The sequence below is a fragment of the Chryseobacterium bernardetii genome (assembly GCF_003815975.1).
Lineage (GTDB): Bacteria > Bacteroidota > Bacteroidia > Flavobacteriales > Weeksellaceae > Chryseobacterium > Chryseobacterium bernardetii.
The window spans coordinates 1,852,970-1,873,822 of sequence record NZ_CP033932.1 but is presented as its reverse complement, the minus strand read 5'-3'; the positions used below and the strand labels follow the sequence as shown (position 1 = coordinate 1,873,822).

The 20,853-nt window shown below is 34.6% G+C and carries 20 protein-coding genes and 2 tRNA genes; 11 read left to right on the top strand and 11 right to left on the bottom strand.

The annotated features are described in order from the left end of the window. Positions 1-177: 177 nt before the first annotated feature. The 8 genes from EG339_RS08645 (at position 178) to EG339_RS08615 (ending at position 9,192) form a co-directional block, all read left to right on the top strand. Positions 178-381: a TIGR04139 family peptide modification target gene (locus tag EG339_RS08645; protein ID WP_123869839.1), complete on the top strand. Its 204-nt coding sequence runs from the start codon at positions 178-180 to the stop codon at positions 379-381. Between the two features lie 70 nt (positions 382-451). Then, the gene (locus EG339_RS08640) at positions 452-1,324 is read left to right on the top strand and encodes a hypothetical protein (protein WP_123869838.1); all 873 of its coding nucleotides are present in this window, start codon (positions 452-454) and stop codon (positions 1,322-1,324) included. Then, on the top strand, positions 1,302-2,204 hold the full coding sequence (gene gwsG / locus EG339_RS08635; protein WP_123869837.1) for a grasp-with-spasm system ATP-grasp peptide maturase: 903 nt from the start codon (positions 1,302-1,304) through the stop codon (positions 2,202-2,204). Before EG339_RS08640 ends, gwsG begins: the two co-directional genes overlap by 23 nt. Before the next feature lie 178 nt (positions 2,205-2,382). Beyond that, positions 2,383-3,465: a grasp-with-spasm system SPASM domain peptide maturase gene (gene gwsS, locus EG339_RS08630; protein ID WP_123869836.1), complete on the top strand. Its 1,083-nt coding sequence runs from the start codon at positions 2,383-2,385 to the stop codon at positions 3,463-3,465. Positions 3,466-3,773: 308 nt separating this feature from the next. Beyond that, complete coding sequence (locus tag EG339_RS08625) at positions 3,774-5,282, top strand: vitamin K epoxide reductase family protein (RefSeq protein ID WP_123869835.1); 1,509 nt, start codon at positions 3,774-3,776, stop codon at positions 5,280-5,282. A 96-nt stretch (positions 5,283-5,378) separates the two neighbouring features. Further along, positions 5,379-5,531 (top strand): bacteriocin-like protein, encoded by a 153-nt coding sequence (locus tag EG339_RS24205; protein ID WP_164466422.1) that lies wholly within the window; start codon positions 5,379-5,381, stop codon positions 5,529-5,531. Positions 5,532-5,625: 94 nt separating this feature from the next. After that, positions 5,626-7,818 (top strand): peptidase domain-containing ABC transporter, encoded by a 2,193-nt coding sequence (locus EG339_RS08620; protein WP_123869834.1) that lies wholly within the window; start codon positions 5,626-5,628, stop codon positions 7,816-7,818. 75 nt (positions 7,819-7,893) lie between these two features. After that, positions 7,894-9,192 carry an HlyD family secretion protein gene (locus EG339_RS08615; protein WP_123869833.1) on the top strand — a complete coding sequence of 433 codons (1,299 nt, stop codon included), beginning with the start codon at positions 7,894-7,896 and terminating at the stop codon, positions 9,190-9,192. A gap of 260 nt (positions 9,193-9,452) precedes the next feature. Here the strand turns inward: EG339_RS08615 and EG339_RS08610 are convergent. The 8 genes from EG339_RS08610 to greA form a co-directional block, all read right to left on the bottom strand. Next, positions 9,453-9,526: transfer RNA gene (locus tag EG339_RS08610), tRNA-Met, on the bottom strand. Between the two features lie 242 nt (positions 9,527-9,768). Then, positions 9,769-9,842, bottom strand: a tRNA-Met gene (locus EG339_RS08605). A 44-nt stretch (positions 9,843-9,886) separates the two neighbouring features. After that, a complete protein-coding gene (locus tag EG339_RS08600; protein WP_123869832.1) occupies positions 9,887-11,179 on the bottom strand; it encodes a TlpA family protein disulfide reductase in 1,293 nt (430 codons plus the stop codon). 61 nt (positions 11,180-11,240) lie between these two features. Beyond that, positions 11,241-11,477, bottom strand: a complete 237-nt coding sequence (locus tag EG339_RS08595; protein ID WP_123869831.1) for a signal peptidase — start codon at positions 11,475-11,477, stop codon at positions 11,241-11,243. Positions 11,478-11,482: 5 nt separating this feature from the next. Then, complete coding sequence (locus EG339_RS08590) at positions 11,483-13,459, bottom strand: T9SS type A sorting domain-containing protein (protein ID WP_123869830.1); 1,977 nt, start codon at positions 13,457-13,459, stop codon at positions 11,483-11,485. Between the two features lie 74 nt (positions 13,460-13,533). Further along, the gene (clpX, locus tag EG339_RS08585; RefSeq protein ID WP_123869829.1) at positions 13,534-14,721 is read right to left on the bottom strand and encodes an ATP-dependent Clp protease ATP-binding subunit ClpX; all 1,188 of its coding nucleotides are present in this window, start codon (positions 14,719-14,721) and stop codon (positions 13,534-13,536) included. Between the two features lie 67 nt (positions 14,722-14,788). Then, positions 14,789-15,178 (bottom strand): HIT family protein, encoded by a 390-nt coding sequence (locus tag EG339_RS08580; RefSeq protein WP_045492597.1) that lies wholly within the window; start codon positions 15,176-15,178, stop codon positions 14,789-14,791. A 57-nt stretch (positions 15,179-15,235) separates the two neighbouring features. Continuing rightward, positions 15,236-15,706, bottom strand: coding sequence for a transcription elongation factor GreA (greA, locus tag EG339_RS08575; protein WP_076553674.1), 471 nt, complete (start codon positions 15,704-15,706; stop codon positions 15,236-15,238). 110 nt (positions 15,707-15,816) lie between these two features. Between greA and EG339_RS08570 the strand changes: the two genes are divergently transcribed. The 3 genes from EG339_RS08570 to EG339_RS08560 all read left to right on the top strand — a co-directional run bounded on the left by EG339_RS08570 (position 15,817) and on the right by EG339_RS08560 (position 18,751). After that, positions 15,817-16,275, top strand: coding sequence for a Rieske (2Fe-2S) protein (locus tag EG339_RS08570; RefSeq protein WP_123869828.1), 459 nt, complete (start codon positions 15,817-15,819; stop codon positions 16,273-16,275). A gap of 8 nt (positions 16,276-16,283) precedes the next feature. Further along, on the top strand, positions 16,284-16,733 hold the full coding sequence (gene dtd, locus EG339_RS08565) for a D-aminoacyl-tRNA deacylase (RefSeq protein WP_123869827.1): 450 nt from the start codon (positions 16,284-16,286) through the stop codon (positions 16,731-16,733). Positions 16,734-17,095: 362 nt separating this feature from the next. Next, entirely contained in the window at positions 17,096-18,751 is a 1,656-nt protein-coding gene (locus EG339_RS08560) for a S8/S53 family peptidase (protein ID WP_123869826.1), read from the top strand. A 113-nt stretch (positions 18,752-18,864) separates the two neighbouring features. Here the strand turns inward: EG339_RS08560 and EG339_RS08555 are convergent, their stop codons facing one another. The 3 genes from EG339_RS08555 to EG339_RS08545 form a co-directional block, all read right to left on the bottom strand. After that, entirely contained in the window at positions 18,865-19,377 is a 513-nt protein-coding gene (locus EG339_RS08555) for a hypothetical protein (RefSeq protein WP_123869825.1), read from the bottom strand. Positions 19,378-19,438: 61 nt separating this feature from the next. After that, entirely contained in the window at positions 19,439-19,978 is a 540-nt protein-coding gene (locus EG339_RS08550; RefSeq protein ID WP_123869824.1) for a hypothetical protein, read from the bottom strand. A 202-nt stretch (positions 19,979-20,180) separates the two neighbouring features. After that, positions 20,181-20,849: a DUF1361 domain-containing protein gene (locus EG339_RS08545; protein ID WP_228459725.1), complete on the bottom strand. Its 669-nt coding sequence runs from the start codon at positions 20,847-20,849 to the stop codon at positions 20,181-20,183. Positions 20,850-20,853: the final 4 nt, after the last annotated feature.

Below are 20,853 nucleotides of genomic sequence, written 5' to 3'. Positions count from 1 at the left end.
TAAAACCTCAAGACTTTTTTTATGATTAGCACTTGTGTATGTTTGCTACAGGTAAAAACACAAAATTTATTTTTTGTATGTGTACAGTACAAAATATAAATATAAGGACTGATCAGTACCTTCTCCCAGCCAGGGATATATGGCAAACAAATATTAATTAAAAAAAAAATTTTAACAATGAAAAAGTTAACAGGAATGAAGAAAGGTTTTTCTTCTTTGGAAAACAAAAAACTAAAAAGAGACGATTTAAAATCAGTAAATGGTAGCCTAAAGTCTTATGCTATTGAATCTAGTGCTGCAGTTACAACACCAGGATGCTATGAAGCTGACCACTATACATCTAATGGAGGTGAGTATATTGGTAGACTAGAAGTTTGCTAGTATGTGAATAAAGAAAAAGGGAGGGTTAAATCCCTCCTTTTTTTCACCATATTATTAAATTATATCATTTATGAAAATTTCATCATTAATAAGATCTGGTTTTCTTCTTATTGCTTTATTATCCCTTATATCTTGTAAAAAGAATTACATTACTTATTATAACAAAGTAAATGAGGCTGACAGCATATACAGAATGGCCAATAACCCTAAACTAGCTGTAAAAGAGTATCGGAAAATCTTTGAAGAATATACTCCTAAAAATCAGGACCGTATTGAAGAATATGCAACTTATATAACCCTTGCCGATCAATATCATGAAGATTTTGGTGGGAAAAAAAGCCTTTATCAGCTAATTTCTCTGGTTGCTCCTTATGGTGATGAATATAAAAAATACCTGCCCCTTTTTAATAAATATGGAATAGATAATCCATCTGTAGAACAAAAAATAACAGAATGGAAACAAGGCCTGGATAAAAAACTCATTGACTCTTTCAAGATTGCTCTGATAAGGGATCAGGAAGGACGGCCCCTTGATACTGCACTGACCAGAAAAAACGTTGAGAAAAATGCAAAACTATTAATATGGACCTTTAAAAATTATGGATTTCCAACGCCTGAAAAAATTGGATGGTTTCCTATGCCAACTTTTATCTCTCATATGGTTGAGTCCAAAAAAGATTATCCTTTTATAAAGGACAAATTACTGGAATATGTAAAATCGGGAGATTTTTCTCCTCGTGACTACGCAAGAATGGAAGATACTTACTTAGGATCTCATAAAAAAATCACACGCTACGGCTTTAATATGATTCCGGTACAAGACAGTACGCAGACTGATCGCAACCGTAAGAGCCTGGGAATCCCAAGTATGAAACACAGCTCCAAAATAAGAAAAGATTATTTTAAAAAAGAGAAGCAGAATGATACTCATCATATCGAATAACGGAGATTCCACGACTACAAAAGTCATCAAATATCTTTCGGCAATGGGAAAGAAGTTTATTCGTGTGCATGAAGATGAGTTTTTTGAAATTAAAACCGATAAGAAAAGAATTTACCTGATTAGTGACAGAAACAGTTTTTTTCTGGATGAAATTGCCAGCACATGGTACAGAAGAGGAGGCTTAAAATTCAAACGTCTATCTTATGAAAATAATGCTGTCAACCATCATATGGATGAACATCAGCATTGGCTTGAAGATTATGTGATCAAAACTTTGGAATCAAAAAAAAGCATTAACAAACAAAGCAACAATCACGTCAATAAACTCTTAGTTCTGGAACAGGCAAAAAAAATAGGGTTAAACGTTCCGGAATACTTTTTAGCTGAGAATACAGATGAAGTTATTATCCATGAAACAATTACAAAACCCATTACCGAAAATGTGATATTGGATTCTGTTGATAAAAATTTCAACGGCATTATTTACACTTCGGTTGTACAGGAAAAAGAAAAGGAAAAGTTCTTCATTACTTTCTTTCAGGAAAAAATTGAAAAGGATTTTGAGATCAGGAGTTTTTATTTGGATGGTAAAATGTGGTCTACTGCAATTATTTCTCAAAATGATGAACAAACTAAAACCGATTTCAGAAAATATAATTATAAAAATCCCAACAGGAAGGTATCCTATCAGCTTCCTGAAGATATTGAAGAAAAAACGCATCAGCTCATGCGATCGCTAGGCTTAAGCTGTGGTTCAATAGATTTTATAAAAAATGGAGACATTTTCTACTTTTTGGAAGTGAATCCTACAGGTCAGTTCATAGGACTTTCAGATATCTGCAACTACTCATTAGAGAAAGAAATAGCACAATATTTATGAAGAAACTATTTAAACAAGAAAAAAATAAATTACCTCTTACCTTTAAATTTATTGAAAAGCTTGGGACTGAAAAGTCTAATGATAAAAACAGTATTAACATACACTATGTAGAATGTGAAACTTATCAAACTGATTACCTGATGAGGGAAAGACCAATAAAAGCATTGACAAGACTATTATGAGATATTTTAACCTGTTCAGTAATATTTTAATCACCAAAGGTGCCGGAAGAATCTTGATCTCTGATCTGCAGAGAAAGGTATCTGATCTTTACCCTTTGGAATTATATGATATTATTGAGGACCTGAAAAACGATTCCATTGAAAATATCTTAGAGAATTATGATACTGAATCTAAAGAAATTGTTCATGAATATATAGACTTTCTGCTTGAAAAAGAATATGGTTTTATAACAAATGGAGATTGGGATAGAAATTTCCTTCCATTATCCTATCAGTTCCAAGAAGCAAACAAGATATCAAATATTTTTATTGAAATTGATAATATCCTTATTCTTGACAGGATAAAAAGTTCTATAAACAACTTAGGTGTAAAGCATTTAGTGATTTATTGTACTAAGGAGCTTTCTCTTGAAGAGTATCAGGATATCGACAGTAAGTTTAAAGGTTCTGTTTTAGAAGGTATAGAAATATACGCCCCTTTTCATAATGCCTTAGATAAGGAGTTTTTTCAAACTCTGAACCAAACAACTACAAGAATTTATAATTTCGTTTTTTACAATTGCCCAGAGTCCCCTTTTAAGACAAGAGAAATATTTAGATTTACTATAAACTTTAACCATGAAAACCTCAAAATATCCGCCTGCGGAAAAGTAGATCTAAAATATTTCAATACCAATCTTCCAAAAGTTCTTGAAGCAATTAATCATAATTCCTGTTTACACAAAAAAATGGGAATTGATATAAACGGTAATATAAAGAACTGCCCTTTAATGCCGGAAAAATTTGGAAATATCCATCAATCCAGTCTTGAAGAGATTCTAATAAAAAGTGATTTCAAAAAATATTGGAACCTCACTAAGGATAAAATAGAAATTTGTAAAGATTGTGAGTTTCGATATATATGTACTGATTGCCGAGCTTTTACACAAAGAACCCACAAGAATAAAGAGAACCTTGACATTTCAAAACCTTTAAAATGCGGATATGATCCATATACCTGCACCTGGGAAGACTGGAGTGAAAGCCCTTTGAAACAAAAGGCTATGGAACACTATAATATGGAAAATATCTCAAATTAAAAGGTAAGAACACAAATAGAGTATTCCAATCCCACAGATGTGCTAATTATGAATGTAAACATTAACCATGAAAACCTTTCTATATCATCTGTGGGAAAATGGAATGCACATCAACAAAAACTTCTATTTGAATATTTTACTTCAGATTTATTTTATCCAACATAAAAACACTTTTTCTAACCGGGGACCTCAGAATAAAATATTGAAATTCAAACCATATCTATCAATCACCTGTTATATCTCACTAATAAAAGAAAAATATTTTTGTTAATTTAAAACATCTGTGTATTTTAGATGAAAATATTAATATGATTTTTGATAAACTAATTAACTACCTAAAACTTGATAAACAGGAATTTATTTTCCAGTTTAATTCTCATCCCAACTACCCCTCTGCGCTGGCTTTCAGCGATACATTAAACTTTTTGGGAGTAAAAAACGATGCTTATCAGCTTGATAAAGAATACTGGGATGAACTTCCTGAAGAATTTATCGCCATTGTTGACAATGCATTTTCATTGGTAAAAAAATCAGGAAGCCATTATGCTGTATATTCTGAAAAGGCAAAAACATTAGATAGAGAGGAGCTTTACAAAAATTCTACAGACTTTGTTCTGCTGTTTGAAAAGACTGAAAATGTAGAAAATAAAACAGCTTTCAATTTCAAACCTGTTTTATATGCTATTTTTGCCGTAATCCTGATCTATTCTTTTATTTATCAGGAACCGCTTGAAGCTATCTTTAATCTTCTTTCATTAGCAGGAGTTTATATTTCATTGGAACTATTCAATCAGAAATTCGGAAATACATCTACTGTTATAGGAAGTATTTGTGGAGCTTCTCCTGCAGCCCAAACAGCAAACTCCTGTGACAGAATCATTAAGCAGGATAAGACCAGTATTTTGGGATTAAAGTTTTCAGACTTTTCATTAATTTACTTCACCGGGCTTGCTGTGTTAGGATTATTTTTACCAGCTACAGCTTATATCGTAAAAGGTTTTACATTTGTTTCTATACTGGCTATTGGCTACTCTCTTTACATCCAGGCCTTTGTTGAAAAGACATTTTGTAGAGTTTGCTTACTAATTATTTCCATTCTGGTTGGGCAATTAGTTATCAGTACTATCTTTTTCCAGAATCTTACTTTTGGAGTAGGTGCTCTTTTACTTATGATTATTTTATGGGCGCTTATTTTTTCGGCAGTAATGTATTTCAATACCCTGCTTGGGCAAAAAGAGGAACTTCAGAAAAGCAATGCTAAAAACCTTAGATTCAAAAGAAATTATGAACTGTTTAAAAGTCAGTTGTTAGAAAAAGATAAAATAGAGTTTCAGGATACTGAAACATTTTCAGTGGGTAAAAAGGATGCCAGACTTCGTATTTCTATTATTTCCAATCCTTACTGTGGTTTCTGTAAAGATGGTCATAAACTGGCAGAAAGTCTTTTAAAAAAATATCCTGATGACATTTCCTTACAAATGAGGTTCAATTATACCCCTGAAAGATCTAATGAAAAATACAATACTTTGATCTCGGATCTTACCTACATCTACAACAATAAACCGGAAAAAGAATTCCTGCACGCTGTAGAAGAATGGTTTGAAACAAGGGATGAAAACAAAATCAATATTCTTTCCGGAGGAGTTCCTACATCAGAAAATTTAAATCCGCTGACCCAAATGACAGTGGAAAATAACAATGCAGGGCTTAACTTTACCCCAATCCTGGTAATTAACGGTTATCAGTTTCCTGAAAAGTATGACAGAGAAGATATTGTATTCTTTATTGATGAATTAATAGAAGACGAAGAAATTTAATCATAACCAGTGATTCAGAAATTCACTATCTTAGGAAAAACAAAAGCGGTATCCGAAAAGCTATTAAAAGAGTAGGTAAACCAAAAACTATTTATTATGAAAAATCTAAAAGAACTTTCAAGAGAAAGCCTAAGAACACTGAAAGGTGGTATCACTCAGGAATGTGCTAGAATTCAAAGTGAAGCGAGCTATTGTGAATCTAAGATCAATGCACCTAAAGAAGATGCTATAGATGCATGTAACAAATGATGCTATTACTAGCCAACCATTTCATTGAATTATAATATTGAATAAAGTAAAAATGTCGTCAGCATATGACGGCATTTTATAATGATTATTAGTTTTGAAAAAATTCCCTTTTTATAAACAACCAGACACTAAAGACTGTGGACCTACATGTCTTAGAATTGTAAGTAAATATTACGGTAAAAGTATATCCCTGCAACAAATACGGGCTCTTTCTGAAACTACCCGTGAAGGAAGCAGCCTTCTTGGATTAAGTGATGCAGCAGAAAATCTTGGCTTCCGCTCACTGGGCGTTCAGGTCGACTTTAAAACTCTCGTAGAAGAAGTTCCGCTTCCATGTATTGTACACTGGAATAAAAACCACTTTGTAGTTGTTTATAAAGTTGACAAAAATAACAAGGTATATATCTCTGATCCCAGTTACGGATTAATCACCTATAACCCGGAAGAATTTATCAAAGCCTGGATCGGCGAAAATGCCAACGAAAACACTGAGGAAGGAATAGCCCTTATACTGGAAACAACACCGGCATTCTTTCAAACTGAATTTGACAATGAAGAAAGTAAAGCCAGCTTTTCTTTTCTTTCCAAATATCTTTTTAAATACAAATCACTTGTTATTCAACTGGCCGTAGGTCTTCTCGCGGGAAGTTTACTGTCATTGGTTTTCCCGTTTCTTACCCAGAGTATTGTAGACGTCGGAATACAGAACCAGGATATCAACTTTATTTATCTTGTCCTTCTTGCACAGATTATGCTGTTCTTCGGCAGAATGGGTATTGAGACTATCCGAAGCTGGATTCTTCTCCATCTTTCTGCAAGAATCAACATTTCCATTATTTCTGATTTCTTTATCAAACTGATGAAACTTCCCATCAGCTTCTTTGATACCAGAATGACCGGGGATATTATGCAGAGAATTAATGATCATCATAGAATAGAACAACTCCTTACGAGTTCTTCATTAAATACCCTGTTTTCATTAGTCAATCTGATTATCTTCAGTATTGTACTCCTGTTTTATGATTACAGACTTTTCATTGTTTATCTTATAGGAGCAATAGCTTATATCGGATGGATCAGTTTCTTCCTGAAAAAAAGAAAAGAACTTGATTACAAAAGGTTTTCCCAGGTTTCTCAGGAACAGAGTAAAGTAATTGAGCTTATCAACGGGATGCAGGAAATAAAAATGCATAATGCTGAAAAGCAAAAAAGATGGGATTGGGAATTCCTTCAGGTAAAATTATTTAAAATCAGAATAAAATCCCTGTCTTTAGAACAGTGGCAGTCTGTAGGAGGAAACTTCATTAACCAAATGAAAGATATTCTGGTAAGTTTCCTGTCTGCAAAATTAGTATTAAGCGGAAACTTAACTCTGGGGATGATGCTTTCTGTTCAATATATCATCGGACAGCTGAACAGCCCGCTTCTTCAGCTTATTGACTTCATAAAACAAACTCAGGATGCCAAAATATCTCTTGAAAGATTAGGTGAAATTCATGATAAGGAAGATGAAGAAAATAAAGATGAACAATATGCTATGGAAATCCCTAAAAGAGATATAGAAATTACTGACATGTCATTCAGATATATTGGCTCGGATGTTCCTGTATTTGAAAACCTAAGTCTTACGATTCCTTATCAGAAGACTACAGCAATTGTGGGAGCCAGTGGAAGTGGAAAAACTACCCTATTGAAACTTCTGATGAAATTTTATGACCCGGACCAGGGAGACATCAAAATAGGGAATACTTCATTGAAGAATATTTCTCCAAGATTCTGGAGAGATCATTGCGGAGTTGTAATGCAGGAAGGATATGTATTTAATGATACGATTGCCAACAATATAGCCGTTGGTGAAGATCACATCGATAAAAAGAAGCTAAGACGCGCAGTAGAAATAGCTAATATCAAAGAATTTGTGGAAGGCCTTCCGTTAAGTTATAATACAAAAATCGGAAATGAAGGCGTTGGAGTAAGCGGTGGACAAAAACAAAGGCTTTTTATCGCCAGGGCCGTTTATAAATCTCCTGAATATATTTTATTCGATGAAGCTACCTCTGCACTGGATGCCAATAATGAGAAAATCATTATGGAAAACCTTGAACAGTTCTTTAAGGGTAAAACTGCAGTGGTTATTGCCCACAGACTTTCTACAGTAAAACATGCCGATAAGATTATTGTACTGGATAGAGGAAAAGTTGTAGAAGAAGGCAGCCATGCCGAATTGGTAGACCTGCGCGGAGAATATTACCGATTGGTAAGAAATCAGCTTGAACTAGGAAATTAATGCCGTCGTCAGGAAACTGAAATTTAACCTAACTTAAATGCTTCTCTAAAAAGAGGAGAAATTGATCAGAAAACAATGAAAGAAGACGTTTTAGACAATATTGAACTTCGTTCGGAAAGTGTACAGGATATTCTTACCCAACCACCTAATTGGATGATCCGTTGGGGAAACACCCTTATATTCGTAATTATCCTGCTCATTTTTGTTATGAGTTATATTATAAAATATCCGGAATTTGTACCGGCTCCTATTATAGTGACCTCTCAAAATCCGCCGGAAAAATTAGAAGCGAGAATCAACTCCAAGATCGAGAAAATATTCATTAAAGATCATCAGGAAGTAAAGAAAGACCAGCTACTGATGGTGATGTTATCAGCTGCCAATTATAAAGATGTTATAGCATTAAAAGAACTGGTAGATTCTATATCACCTAATCAACTCAGTTCTTTCCCTATTGCTCAAACTTCAAGATATAAGCTGGGTGAACTGCAGGGAGATTACAACAGTTTTGCAAAAGCATTTCAGGATGAAGAGCTTTTCACAAGATTGCAGCCTTATGCACCGGAAAATCTTGCAACCAACCTAAGTTTATCTGAATCCAGAGCTAGAATTGCCACTTTGAAACAGCAAAAAAACCTGGAATCGGCTAAGTATGATCTTACCCGGAAAAACTTTCAGCGATATCAGGAACTTTTCAATCAGGGTGTAATTTCGGCCATGGAACTTGAGAGTGAAAAGATCAAATATATTCAGGCTCAACAGAACCTTGAAAACATTAATATTTCTATTTCCCAGGCTGAGGAAGGAATTTCAAATCTTAACAAAACCAAAAGCGGTACAGTAATTAATACTGAAAAAGACAAAATCAATTATTCGTCCCAAACCCTTCAGCTTTTTGAACAGCTAAGAAAAGCCCTAAAACTTTGGGAGCAAAATTACCTTGTTATTTCATCTACGGATGGTGTTGCCAGCTTTCAGCAGTTTTTTGGCGAAAATCAGTTCGTAAAAGCAGGTGAACCTATTATATCCATTCTTCCTAAAAATAAGGAGAAGTTAGTAGGCAGAATGTCTGTTCCTACTGTAAACTCCGGAAAGATCATTCCTGGAGAAAAAGTATTAATCAAACTGGATAACTACCGTTTCCAGGAATATGGAATTGTAGAAGGAAAAGTTCAGAATATATCACTTATTCCGGACGACAAAGGAAATTATTATGTAGATGTGGTTCTGCCAAAAGGATTAAAAACAAGCTATAATAAAAATCTGAAATTTGATAAAGAGCTGAGAGGAAGTGCTGAGATTGTAACTCAAGACTTAAGACTTATTGAAAGATTCTTCTATCAGATAAGAAAGCTGTTGGGCTATCAGGCTTAACCAAAGCTTATGAATAAAAGATGCCGTTTCTTAACTTAAGGGAACGGCTTTTTTATATACCCTTTCTTTACTATTCTATCCGGAGGAAATATACATCACATAGTACCAGGAATATTTTTAGTCTGACTTTAATAATCAAATAAAGCAAATTTCCGGGTAACATTTTCTAAGAATAATAAGGACAATAAACAAAAGTAACTGAGAAAAATAATTGTATAAAAGAAAACAGCAACCATTAATAAATGATTGCTATTTTTTTGTAGCGAAGACGGGAATTGAACCCGTGACCTCAGGGTTATGAATCCTGCGCTCTAACCAACTGAGCTACCTCGCCGTTTTGGTGGTGCAAATATAGAAAAATATTTTCATCTTCATCCTCATAACGGGAATAAAATTTAAATATCTCTTATATGAAATAGGCAGAATAGAATATGTCTGTAATTAAAATAAAATGAAACCTTTGAATACCATTTTATTAGGAGAGCAGCCAACAATAAGTGAAAGCAATTTCAAAAAATGAAAGCGATTGAATAAAAAAAGAAAACCGCAACCATTAATGAATGATTGCGGTTTTTGTAGCGAAGACGGGAATTGAACCCGTGACCTCAGGGTTATGAATCCTGCGCTCTAACCAACTGAGCTACCTCGCCGTTTTGGTGGTGCAAATATAGAAAAATATTTTTTACCTCCAAAATTATTTTAGCTTAAAATATTCTAAAACATTACCAACATGATCTGGTTTATTGATTATCTTGTTATTAGCATCTAAAATAAAATACGTCGGTGTTGCATGAACATTGTAGGTATCTACATAACTACTGTTCCAGCCTCTTAATTCCGAATCATTGATCCATGGAAATGCAGTAATTTTATTAGAATAAGAGTTTTTATCTACATCTAAAGACAATGCAATAACCTGAATATTTTTTGCTTTTAAATCATTATATTTTTCCAACAGTTTCGGAAGTTCAGTTTCACAGTGTGAACATGTAGACGACCAGAACACTATAATTTTCTTATCCGCTTTCACATCATGAATTGATTTCACTGTAGTATTTGTTGGCGACTGGAATTTATAATTAGGGAATACTGCTCCCATTTCTACATTGGCATTTGATTTCAAAGTAGACGCCAATCTATCATTAATAGTACATTTAAGATTTTTCGCCAGACCAAGATATTTAGTTTTAAAATCATCCATCTGATAAACATCGAAAATATCAATAAGCTCAGATAATACCGTTTGGCCTCTTGGAGTTTCTACCTTTAAACTGTCTAAAAGCTTATCTACTGAAGCTCCCACATTGGCATTGCCTCCAGAGTTTAAATAAGCTACTAATACAGGTCTCAGCAAGGACGAGCTTTCAAGCATATCATTAGACTTATCCAGAAAGTTAATAATTTCATCCTGATCTGGTTTTTTAGTACCAGCTGGAGGGTTCCCCAGGAATTTACTATAGTTAGTATTATAGTAAGCAATAAACGGGTGCTTAGCACCATCAATAGTAGTAGAAGTACCGGAAAGTCTGTCAATTTCTGTTTTCAGGGCTTTTCCAAAGTCTGTGTTATCTTTATAGTATTCTTTAATCTGACTTAAAGCAGGAAGAATAAGTTCTTTCTTTTGAGAACCTTCCTGTTGTCTGCTCATTAGATCATTTGCTTCATCCAGGTAAACAACATCCTTCACTTTGTTATTCTGAATATCAAGTTTAATATTTATATTTTTGTTTTCAGAAATAAAGCTTACTGTGTTATTAGTTGTAGGGAAGTAAATTTTCATCATTCCCATATACTTATTTGGATATTTAAAAGTCCATATATTATTCTTACTTTGTTCTTTAGTAACAACAATATCTTTTGAACCGTTTAATGTATATAGAATAGCGTCCTGATCTTTAAAATCTGCCGGTGTTTGAACTATAACTGTAAACTGAGCCTGCAATGCAAATGCAGCTAAAACCGCAGATAGTGTATAAATTTTTTTCATAAAGTAAAAATAAAAAAACTCTCTGATTAATCAGAGAGTTTAATATTATTTTAATAAAATTTTATGCTTTTATACTTTTATATTTTTTTGTGTAGAATGCGATGAATACAACAGCTACTACAGCAAGCAAATATACATACATATCGATCGGAGAAGCAGGTGCTCCTGGTCCACCTCCTCCAATACCTCCTCTTGCAGCGGATTCCGGAGCTGGAGGAATAGCATTATTGGTTTCTGCATTAGCGAATGATATCACAAAAAGCAAAAGAGCGGATACTAGTTTATTTATAGTTTTCATATTATTTATTTTAAGATTTTGGTGTTAACTACTACTCCTTTATCGGAAACAACTTTTACAACGTAAGAACTCTTCACTGAACCATCAAGTTCAATTACAAAATCTTTAGATGTATCCACTGCTTTCTTAGAGATAATAAGTTTACCACTCATATCATAAACTTCAATATCTGCTTTTTTCCAATTTTTATCAAATCTAACAATATAGTTGCTAACCGCTGGGTTATATACAACCATTGTTCTGGAAAGTGCTAATGTATTATTTTCTTTAGTTGCTAATGAACCTTTATCAGGTGTTCCATAATACAGGCTATAAGTTTTTGAACTTACAGGAATGGTTTGTCCTTGTTTAATTTCTTCTACACCTCCGTTAGCTGATTTATAATAGAACCCGGTTCCGGAAGATAACTGATGTGTTCCAGCAGGAACCATTTCAGCATTTTCTCTTACCTCAAATTTGTAGGAAACAATTTTTTGAACGTGGTTAGGCTCTTGGTAATCAAAACTGTTTAAAACAATTTCTTTACCTAAGAAATCTTTCTCATTAGCTTCGTTAATATATAATGAATAATTCGAGCTGTAATTAGGGTCAATTCCTCCCGTTAACTTTTCTTCATATGTAACAAGCAAGTTATCTCCAGCTGCTGCCTGTACTGTAGTAGCTGTAGAAGTCTGATGGCCTGTAGTAGCATGTGCTGAAACCACATAATAAGTTCTTCCTAATTCTTTACCATTAGCATCTAAACCAATTACACCTAATTGCTTGATAGTATTTCCAGCTGTAGCACCAAAAGCTTTCTTAGCGTTTACATTATAATCAGTATTGGCTGGTCTTGCTATGTTACTGAATCTTCTAAGAGTATTAAAATTTAGAGTTTGAGGAGTGTTATCTCTTAATTTCATAATGAAAACTCCCATTGGTTTTACCATTAGGTTATTAACATCACCTACCGGAATATGAGTGGTTTCATCATACGTCATAATAAGAGGATCCGTAAACGAACTTCCTGCGCTGGTATATTGAACAGAACCTGGATAGTATTGAACGGCCCAAATATTATTGATTGCGTTACCATCAGTAATACCATTTGGAGTGGTTTCAACATATCCAATAGCAGATAAATCTAAATTTGTTAAGAAAGGGTTACCAAATTGGTAAATATTCTTACCATAATTACCTGCCCACGGACTTGCAGTTTCTTCAAACTGATCATAAAGGTAAGTGTAATACTTCTCGTTGTAAGCATTAGTAGCAGTACCGTTTACTCCGAAATTAACACCATTACCAGCATTCTGTAGATTAGCAGTCGCTAGGTTTGAGAAAGGCTGACCATTAACAGTATAAACAGCGTTAGCTCCACCAGGAGGAGTACTAAGGTCCAAATTATTATTATTGGATCCCAGCATATAATACCCGTAAGGAACCTGTATTGCAGAAGCTGTTGTTAATGTATTACTTACAACAGTAGGGTTATCCCAGGTTAGGATTTCATTCTTAGAATATCTGGCGTCAGTGAAGGTTTTGTTAAGCTCACCAGACAGACTGCTTAATACCTTATTATTAAAAGGTAAAGCTATTTGTTGGTAAAAATTACCATCACCATGCTTTGCAGTTCTGTACTCTTTGCTTACAATACCTGTAATGTTGGACTGGGATAATCCATTAATGTACAATTGTCCGTACGTAGATGTTGTATAGCTGGCCGGAGTATTTAATTTCAGAACAATATTTCCGCCATCGGTTTTTGAACCTGTACCAGTGGCATCTAATGTTCTAAAAGCATCCGCTCCTGTACCTTCTATCATAACATTTCCGTGTACCTCCAAAAGACCAGAGCCTTTTGTCTGCACACCTCCACCACTATAAACTAGGGTGCCTTCGCTCACATACATATTAGCATTAGTGTCAACATGACATAGTATCTGCGCCTGAACAGAATAACTAATTGCTAAAAGACCTATAGCAAATAAACTTTTTCTCATTGTATAAATTATTTGTGTGTTAATACAATCTTCACCCGCAAAGGTATTATTTTTTTCTTTAAAAAAAAAACTTTTTATCTATTAATCAAAATATTATCTTCTGTTAAGACAATTTCTTTCTCTTCTCCGATTGAAAACATATAGTCTTCCAGGACCTTTTCTGTGGTACCTCTCAAACCTCTTGCTCCTAATCCTTTTTCAATAGTTTCTTCTACAATTTTTTCAATGGCCCCGTCGGTAATTACCAAATTCGTGCCATCCATTTTGAAGAGTTCCACAAATTGATTTACAATTGAGTTCTTAGGCTCTTTCATAATTCTTACCAGGGTTTCTTTTGTTAATTTATCGAGGTAAGTGATGATTGGAAATCTTCCTAAAAGTTCGGGAATTAATCCGAAAGAACGTAAATCAATCGCATTAATATTTGTTAATATATATTCATCTTCATCAGTTTTATTGATTTTTTCAGAACTGAAACCAATAGCCTGCTTATTCATTCTTCTTTCGATGATCTCCTTAATTCCGTCAAAAGCTCCTCCGGCAATAAACAGGATATTCTGTGTATTCACCTGGATGTACTTCTGATCCGGGTGTTTTCTTCCTCCCTGTGGTGGTACATTTACAATACTTCCTTCCAACAGTTTCAATAATCCCTGCTGTACTCCTTCTCCGGAAACATCCCTTGTAATACTTGGGTTGTCTGATTTTCTTGCAATCTTATCAATCTCATCAATGAAGACAATCCCTTTTTCTGCCTTTTCTACATCATAGTCTGCTACCATCAACAGCCTTGAAAGGATACTTTCAACATCTTCTCCTACATAACCGGCTTCTGTTAAAATAGTAGCATCTACAATACAGAAAGGAACGTTAAGTTCTCTGGCAATAGTTTTAGCCAAAAGGGTTTTTCCGGTACCGGTTTCCCCTATCATGATGATATTGGATTTTTCAAGCTCTACTTCTCTGTTTTCATCCTGGGCATGAAGCAATCTCTTATAATGGTTATATACCGCAATGGAAAGCTGTTTTTTAGCCTGATCCTGCCCGATCACATACTGATCCAGGAATTCTTTGATCTCTTTTGGTTTTTTAAGATCTTCCATATTGTCTGCAGGTGAATATCCTGATTTGGAAGCACTGTCTTTCACAATAACATGTGCCTGCTCTATACAATTTTCACAAATAAAACCGTTCTGCCCAGAAATCAACATTTGCACTTCATTTCTTTTTCTTCCGCAGAAAGAACATTGGTTTGGATTCATATGATATAATATATATGTATATGTTAAAGAAAATCGTAAAAAATTGCTTTTTTACGATTTTCTGTATTTAAGAATTAATAATTGAGTTTTGAATCTCTGTATATTCTTCGTTCGTTAATTTTAGCCTTTCATTTCTGAAGTTCATGTCTTCCATCTTGTTTAAAGGAATAAGATGAATATGAGCATGTGGTACTTCAAGTCCTACAACCGCTACTCCTACTCTTACACATGGAATTGCAGTTTTGATCTTCTTGGCTACCTCTTGGGCAAATCCCCAAAGGTTTTTATATTCTTCACTTTCAAGATCAAAAATCAAATCCACTTCTTTTTTCGGAACTACTAATGTATGCCCCTTCACCAAAGGCATTGCGTCGAGGAATGCAATAAAGTTTTCATCCTCAGCAATTTTATAAGAGGGAATTTCGCCATTGATGATTTTTGTGAATATAGTGCTCATTTTTATAAAAGTTAGAGATTAAATACTGAAGTTTAGAAATGAAAAGATTGTATCAGACTATAGAGAAATGTCTAATACTTCAAAAGAAAGTTTATTTCCGTTTGGTAAAGTAATTTCAGCTGTTTCACCTTTAGCTTTACCAAGCAATCCTTTAGCAATTGGAGTGTTTACAGAAATTTTTCCTGTTTTAAGGTCGCTTTCATTATCCGGTACCAATGTAAATACCTGCTCCTGTTTAGTTGCATTATTCTTAAGCTTCACTGTAGTTAAGATAGAAACTTTTGAAGTATCTAATTGGCTTTCGTCTATAATTTTAGAAGTTGAGATAACATCTTTTAGCTTGGAAATTCTCATTTCAAGCATTCCCTGAGCCTCTTTAGCCGCATCATATTCTGCATTTTCAGACAAATCTCCCTTGTCTCTAGCTTCTGCGATCTGCTGAGTAATTTTTGGTCTTTCCACAGTTTCCAACTGTTCCAGCTCAGCTTTCATTTTCTCAAGGCCCTCCTTTGTTACATAGCTTGCCATAATTTTCAAAATTTAGTTTTAGTATAAAAAAATAATCCGACATTTGCCGGACAATGTTTTACGTGTTATAATCGTTTAATTTTTACAAATATATAAAAATTTAAATTGAAATGAAAAAAACTTTTTCGATATTATCTATTTTCATTTTATTGATTTCCAGTAATTTATCTATAAACTCATGCGGAAGCAGGGAAGATACCGTGAACTGTTTTCCAAACAACCCAATTAATGTTTCTTTAAATTTGAACCTTCCCGCATATAACGCTTTAAACTATGATGACGGCTGGATTTACGTAAATGAACAACAATCCGGAACCCGTGGCTTAATCATTGTTCGCGTTGGGAATGCATTTAAAGTGTATGATCGGAATGCCCCTCACTTATGCCCTGACAATGACACCACCCTTGAAGTAAAAGACAATATTGCTATTGTATGTCCAAAGGATGGTACAAAATGGATGTTAAGAACCGGCCAGCCTTTGGATGGTGCCAAAACCTCTCTTCCCCCTAAGACCTATACCTCTTATAACTATGATCCTGCAAGCAAAACTTTAAATATTTACTATTAGAATAAACAATGAAGATCGTTATACAAAGAGTCTCTGAAGCCAATGTAAAAGTAGATGGAAAAACAGCAGGGGAAATAGGAAAAGGACTGATGCTGCTGGTTGGCATTGATGAGAATGATGAAAAGACAGATGCAGATTGGCTGGTACAGAAAATACTGAATCTTAGAATCTTTAGTGATGAAGATGATAAACTCAATCTTTCGGTAAAAGATATTTCCGGAGAAATCCTTTGCATCAGCCAGTTTACGCTGATTGCTGATTATAAAAAAGGAAACCGTCCTTCTTTCATCAAAGCAGCCAAACCTGATAAAGCCGTTCCATTATTTGATTATTTTAAAGAAGAAATAGCAAAATCCGGGTTGAAGACTGAAAGCGGCATTTTCGGAGCGGATATGAAGGTTTCATTAGTCAATGATGGTCCTGTTACTATCGTTATGGATTCCATTACAAAAAGTTGATTACTGAATATAAATGAAGTACAAAAATATGGTCATCGCCTATCTGGTAGTGACCTTAATTTTCCTGAGTGAAGTTGTTTTAAATTTTAACAAATACAGTTACACAGACTATTACACCGATAAAATTACTAATGGAAACCAGCCTGAGTATTAGTTCTATTAGATCGTTATTCTACCCAAAACAGGAAATCCCTTTCAGTAAAAACTGACTGGGATTTTTTTTTGAAAATGATGACAAACCTTTACATAAAGGCAAAAGCAAACTGATTGAAAAATAAATTCACAAAAATGTGATTTGTTTTTATTTTATTATTATTTTTGACATTATCCAATCTAATTCACAACCACTTAACAAAAATAATATGAAAACAAAAATCAAACTCCTTACACTATTTGTGTTCTGTTTCTTTCTTTCGTTTGGACAATCCCCATCAGATCGCAGTGCTCCGAGAAATGACCTTGTTTATGTATGCTTTTCAAAAGGAATTTCTTCAGAAAAAGATGCGCTCAGCAAAAATCCGGAACTGGAAAGATTTACCCGGGAAAATGGAATATCATTTACTTATGATTTGGGGTTCAGCAATGAAAAAATTAATGAAATGATAGCCAGCAGCAGACAAAACGGAAATTCCGGAGAGTCTGTTCAAAAACTGAAAAGGATATTTAAAGCGAATCTTCCTGTTCAAAATAGTGATATTCTTCAACGCCTTACTCAAACTCTTGAAAAGTTCCCTGAAATAGAATATGTATCAGTAATGAGCGGGACACCTGTTGAACCGCCTCTGGTTAATATGTTTGTAGCAACTCCCGACCTGGAAAGCCTGCAGACTTACCTGAATGATAATCCTGGAATCAATGCTAAATATGCATGGTCAAGAGGAATTACCGGGCAGAACATCAAAATCCGTGACGTGGAATATGGCTTTTACAAAACCCATGAAATGCTGGCCAATCAGAATTCTATTCAATTGGAACCCGGTTATTCTCCCAATTCAGGTCTAGCTAACAATAACTATCGGGATCATGGGACAGCTGTAGTAAGCATTTTAGGATCTGTAAAAGACAATATCGGACTTACCGGTGCTGTTTACAACGCTTCGGAGATCAAAGGATATATGGAATGGACTACTGTTGGGTATAACAGAGCTGCGGCAGTAAGCAGATCCATTAATGCATCTCAGGCTGGAGATATTATCCTCTATGAAATGCAGACCGGTGGAAAAGACGGCCAATACTGCCCCGCCGAATATGACAACGTGATATGGGACCTTACAAAAGCTGCTACAGATTCAGGAATTATCATCATTGCTGCTGCAGGAAATGGTAATCAGGATCTTGATGATCCTTTCTATGCAACTTACAGAGCAAGGGGAAACAGCGGAGCTATTATTGTAGGTGCCGGAACTCCTAACACTACCCATTCAAAACAAAGCTTCAGTACGTATGGCAGCAGAGTGGATGTACAGGGATGGGGAAGCAGTGTTCTGGCTGCAGGATATGGATCATATGCGAAGTATGATAATGATAATAACAGGACTTATAATTATTTCAGCGGAACCAGTTCTGCCACACCTACTGTAGCTTCTGCAGCTGTACTCATCCAGTCTTTTTACCGCCAGACTACAGGACAGAATCTTACTCCGGCTGCAATGAGAAGTCTTTTGGTTTCAACCGGAATTCCACAGGGAGGTACTGATGTGAATAAAAAAATCGGTCCGCTTCCGAATGTTAGAAATGCTATTTTACAGCTGGAAGGGAAATCTACAGCTTCTGCTAAAGCTTTACCGGTACTGGAAGTGAAGATTTATCCAAATCCGTCCAGCAACTATATTGCTATTCAGAATACTGAAGATAAAAAAATGGACATTGAAATCATCAATATGCAGGGAAGATCAGTGATGAAAAATACGGTTTCTTCTAATGAAAAGATTAATATTGCTGCTCTTCCGACTGGTCAGTATATTATTAATATTAATGAAGGTACAAGAAGGGTTGTGGAAAAATTCACCAAATTATAATTACGAGACGGAAGTTATTATTAGTTATAATATTTCCTGTTTCAACCCCCTATATTACAAACAAAACTCCTCTCAATTGCTGAAAGGAGTTTTTAGTTGTAACTTTATACTAACTATTTCGCAGGAACACTGCTGAAATTAAGGGCTACTTTAATATTCATGTCTGAAGAGGTCTGATTTTTCAATTCATAAACTGTTCTTACAGTAAGCCCGGAGCTTTTTACAATATTATCAAGGAATCCTGTATCATTCAGATCCAGATTCAAACTTGAGGAATTGGTAGAGATATTGGAGCGGGATGCAATTAATCTCTCACCTGTTCCGCTGGACGAAACGTATACCTTAATGGTTTTAAACGCACTTAAATTACCTCCTGAGGGAGATGCTACGGAAATTTTTGCATCAGAAATTCTTACATCTTTAATCTGAGCATTATTATTTCCCCCAAACCAGGTTTGTACGTTGGTAGCGGTTGCAGTGGAAGAAACTTCTTTATCAGCCGGTACTCCGGTGGAAACTAAAACATTCGTTGTATAGGGAAATGTATTCTGAACCAGCGACTGTACGGTTCCGCAACTTACAAGTACAGCTGAAGCGGCCATTGCTGTTAGAACGATATTTTTCATAATTTTTAAATTTAAACTTTCAGGTTTTAATTTGCAGAAACTGTACCAAATTGATTTAATATTATTCAATACTTACTGTAAAATGCCCCTTCGTGTTTCCTGACGCCATATTACTTTTCCCGATAATCAGCCACACTTCTCCTTTTTCAGGGATTTTATAGGAAAGCTCTCTTCCAAAAGGCCCGTCGTAGTCTCCGTTAGGAAGCTTTATCTGGTTGAATCTTATATTAAAATCCGTCTCTTTAGTTGAAATCTTGGCCTTGATATCAGACTGTTCAAAATTGGTAAGCTTTAAAATGAGTTCCTGATCGTTATTTTTAAATTCTTCTCCTATCGTAAAAGGAAGCTGGGAAGCATCAGCTGTTCTTACAATCTGTCCGTCTTTTTCACTTCTCATCACACCTTTTCGCAGAACTTCTTTAGTGGCGGGAGCATTGTTAATAATTGAATCTTTCTTTTTCAGAGCAACAGAATCTGTTTTATAGGCAGAATCCGGCATTTCTGTTACAATAGCCGAGTCTTTTTGAGAAACCTCTGCCACAGCCGGATCTTTTTTACATGAAATAATAATCAGTGGAATTAACAATAAGCTTTTTTTCATAATAATTCATTTTGAGGAAGAGAAAAAAATGGAAGTTTGAGGCTGGAAGATGGAAGTTCTTGTAGTTCTCCATACTTATAAAAGCCTTGTTTCATCATAAGTCATCAATGCTAAAATTCCATTTTCAACATCATCCTGGTTAATCAGTCCTTTTTAAATGCTAAAATTGTTCCAAGTCTTTTTAACAGTCTATATTTTCACACTACACATACTTTTCATTGTTATTTCTAATCAATTTAAAAGTGAAATACATAAAATTGAGCATAATTCCCATTAAAAGGGTTACGCCCCAGGTTTTTGTGTATTCCAGCGGGTATATGAACCGCACTACAATATCATTGAATAACCCAAAAGGATTGTTCAGAATATCCCAGCTATTCCATCTCAGGAATCTCCCCAGATACACTCCGAAACTGCTCATAAAAAGAAAGAGGACCACAATTCCATTAATGGTTCTTTCATTATTATAGTCAGACAGAAGTTTTTCAATATCAATAAGACTTAAAAAACCACAGATTAGCCCAGTCCACGCATAAGAAAGGATTACGATCAGATCATACCAGATAGGAATTGTATTTCTTACTTTTAAATGGAAAAGATCAGTCAGGATGTAAGGTGAATTGGGAAAAAATAAAATCCAGACAATAATAATCAAGGTTATGGATATTTTACTTTTAATATGGAATGTCAGAATCAATGTACTCAGCAATAAAGGAACCCAAGCAAGAAAAAGATTCCAGTTCAGAAAAAAGAACACTTTTGTTTCAGTGATATAATATCTGAAAAGAGAAAGACTGAGGCAAAATAAAGTCATAAATACCAATAATATATTCATTTTCAATCTAGAAGATTCCATTAGATTTTTCATCATGTTT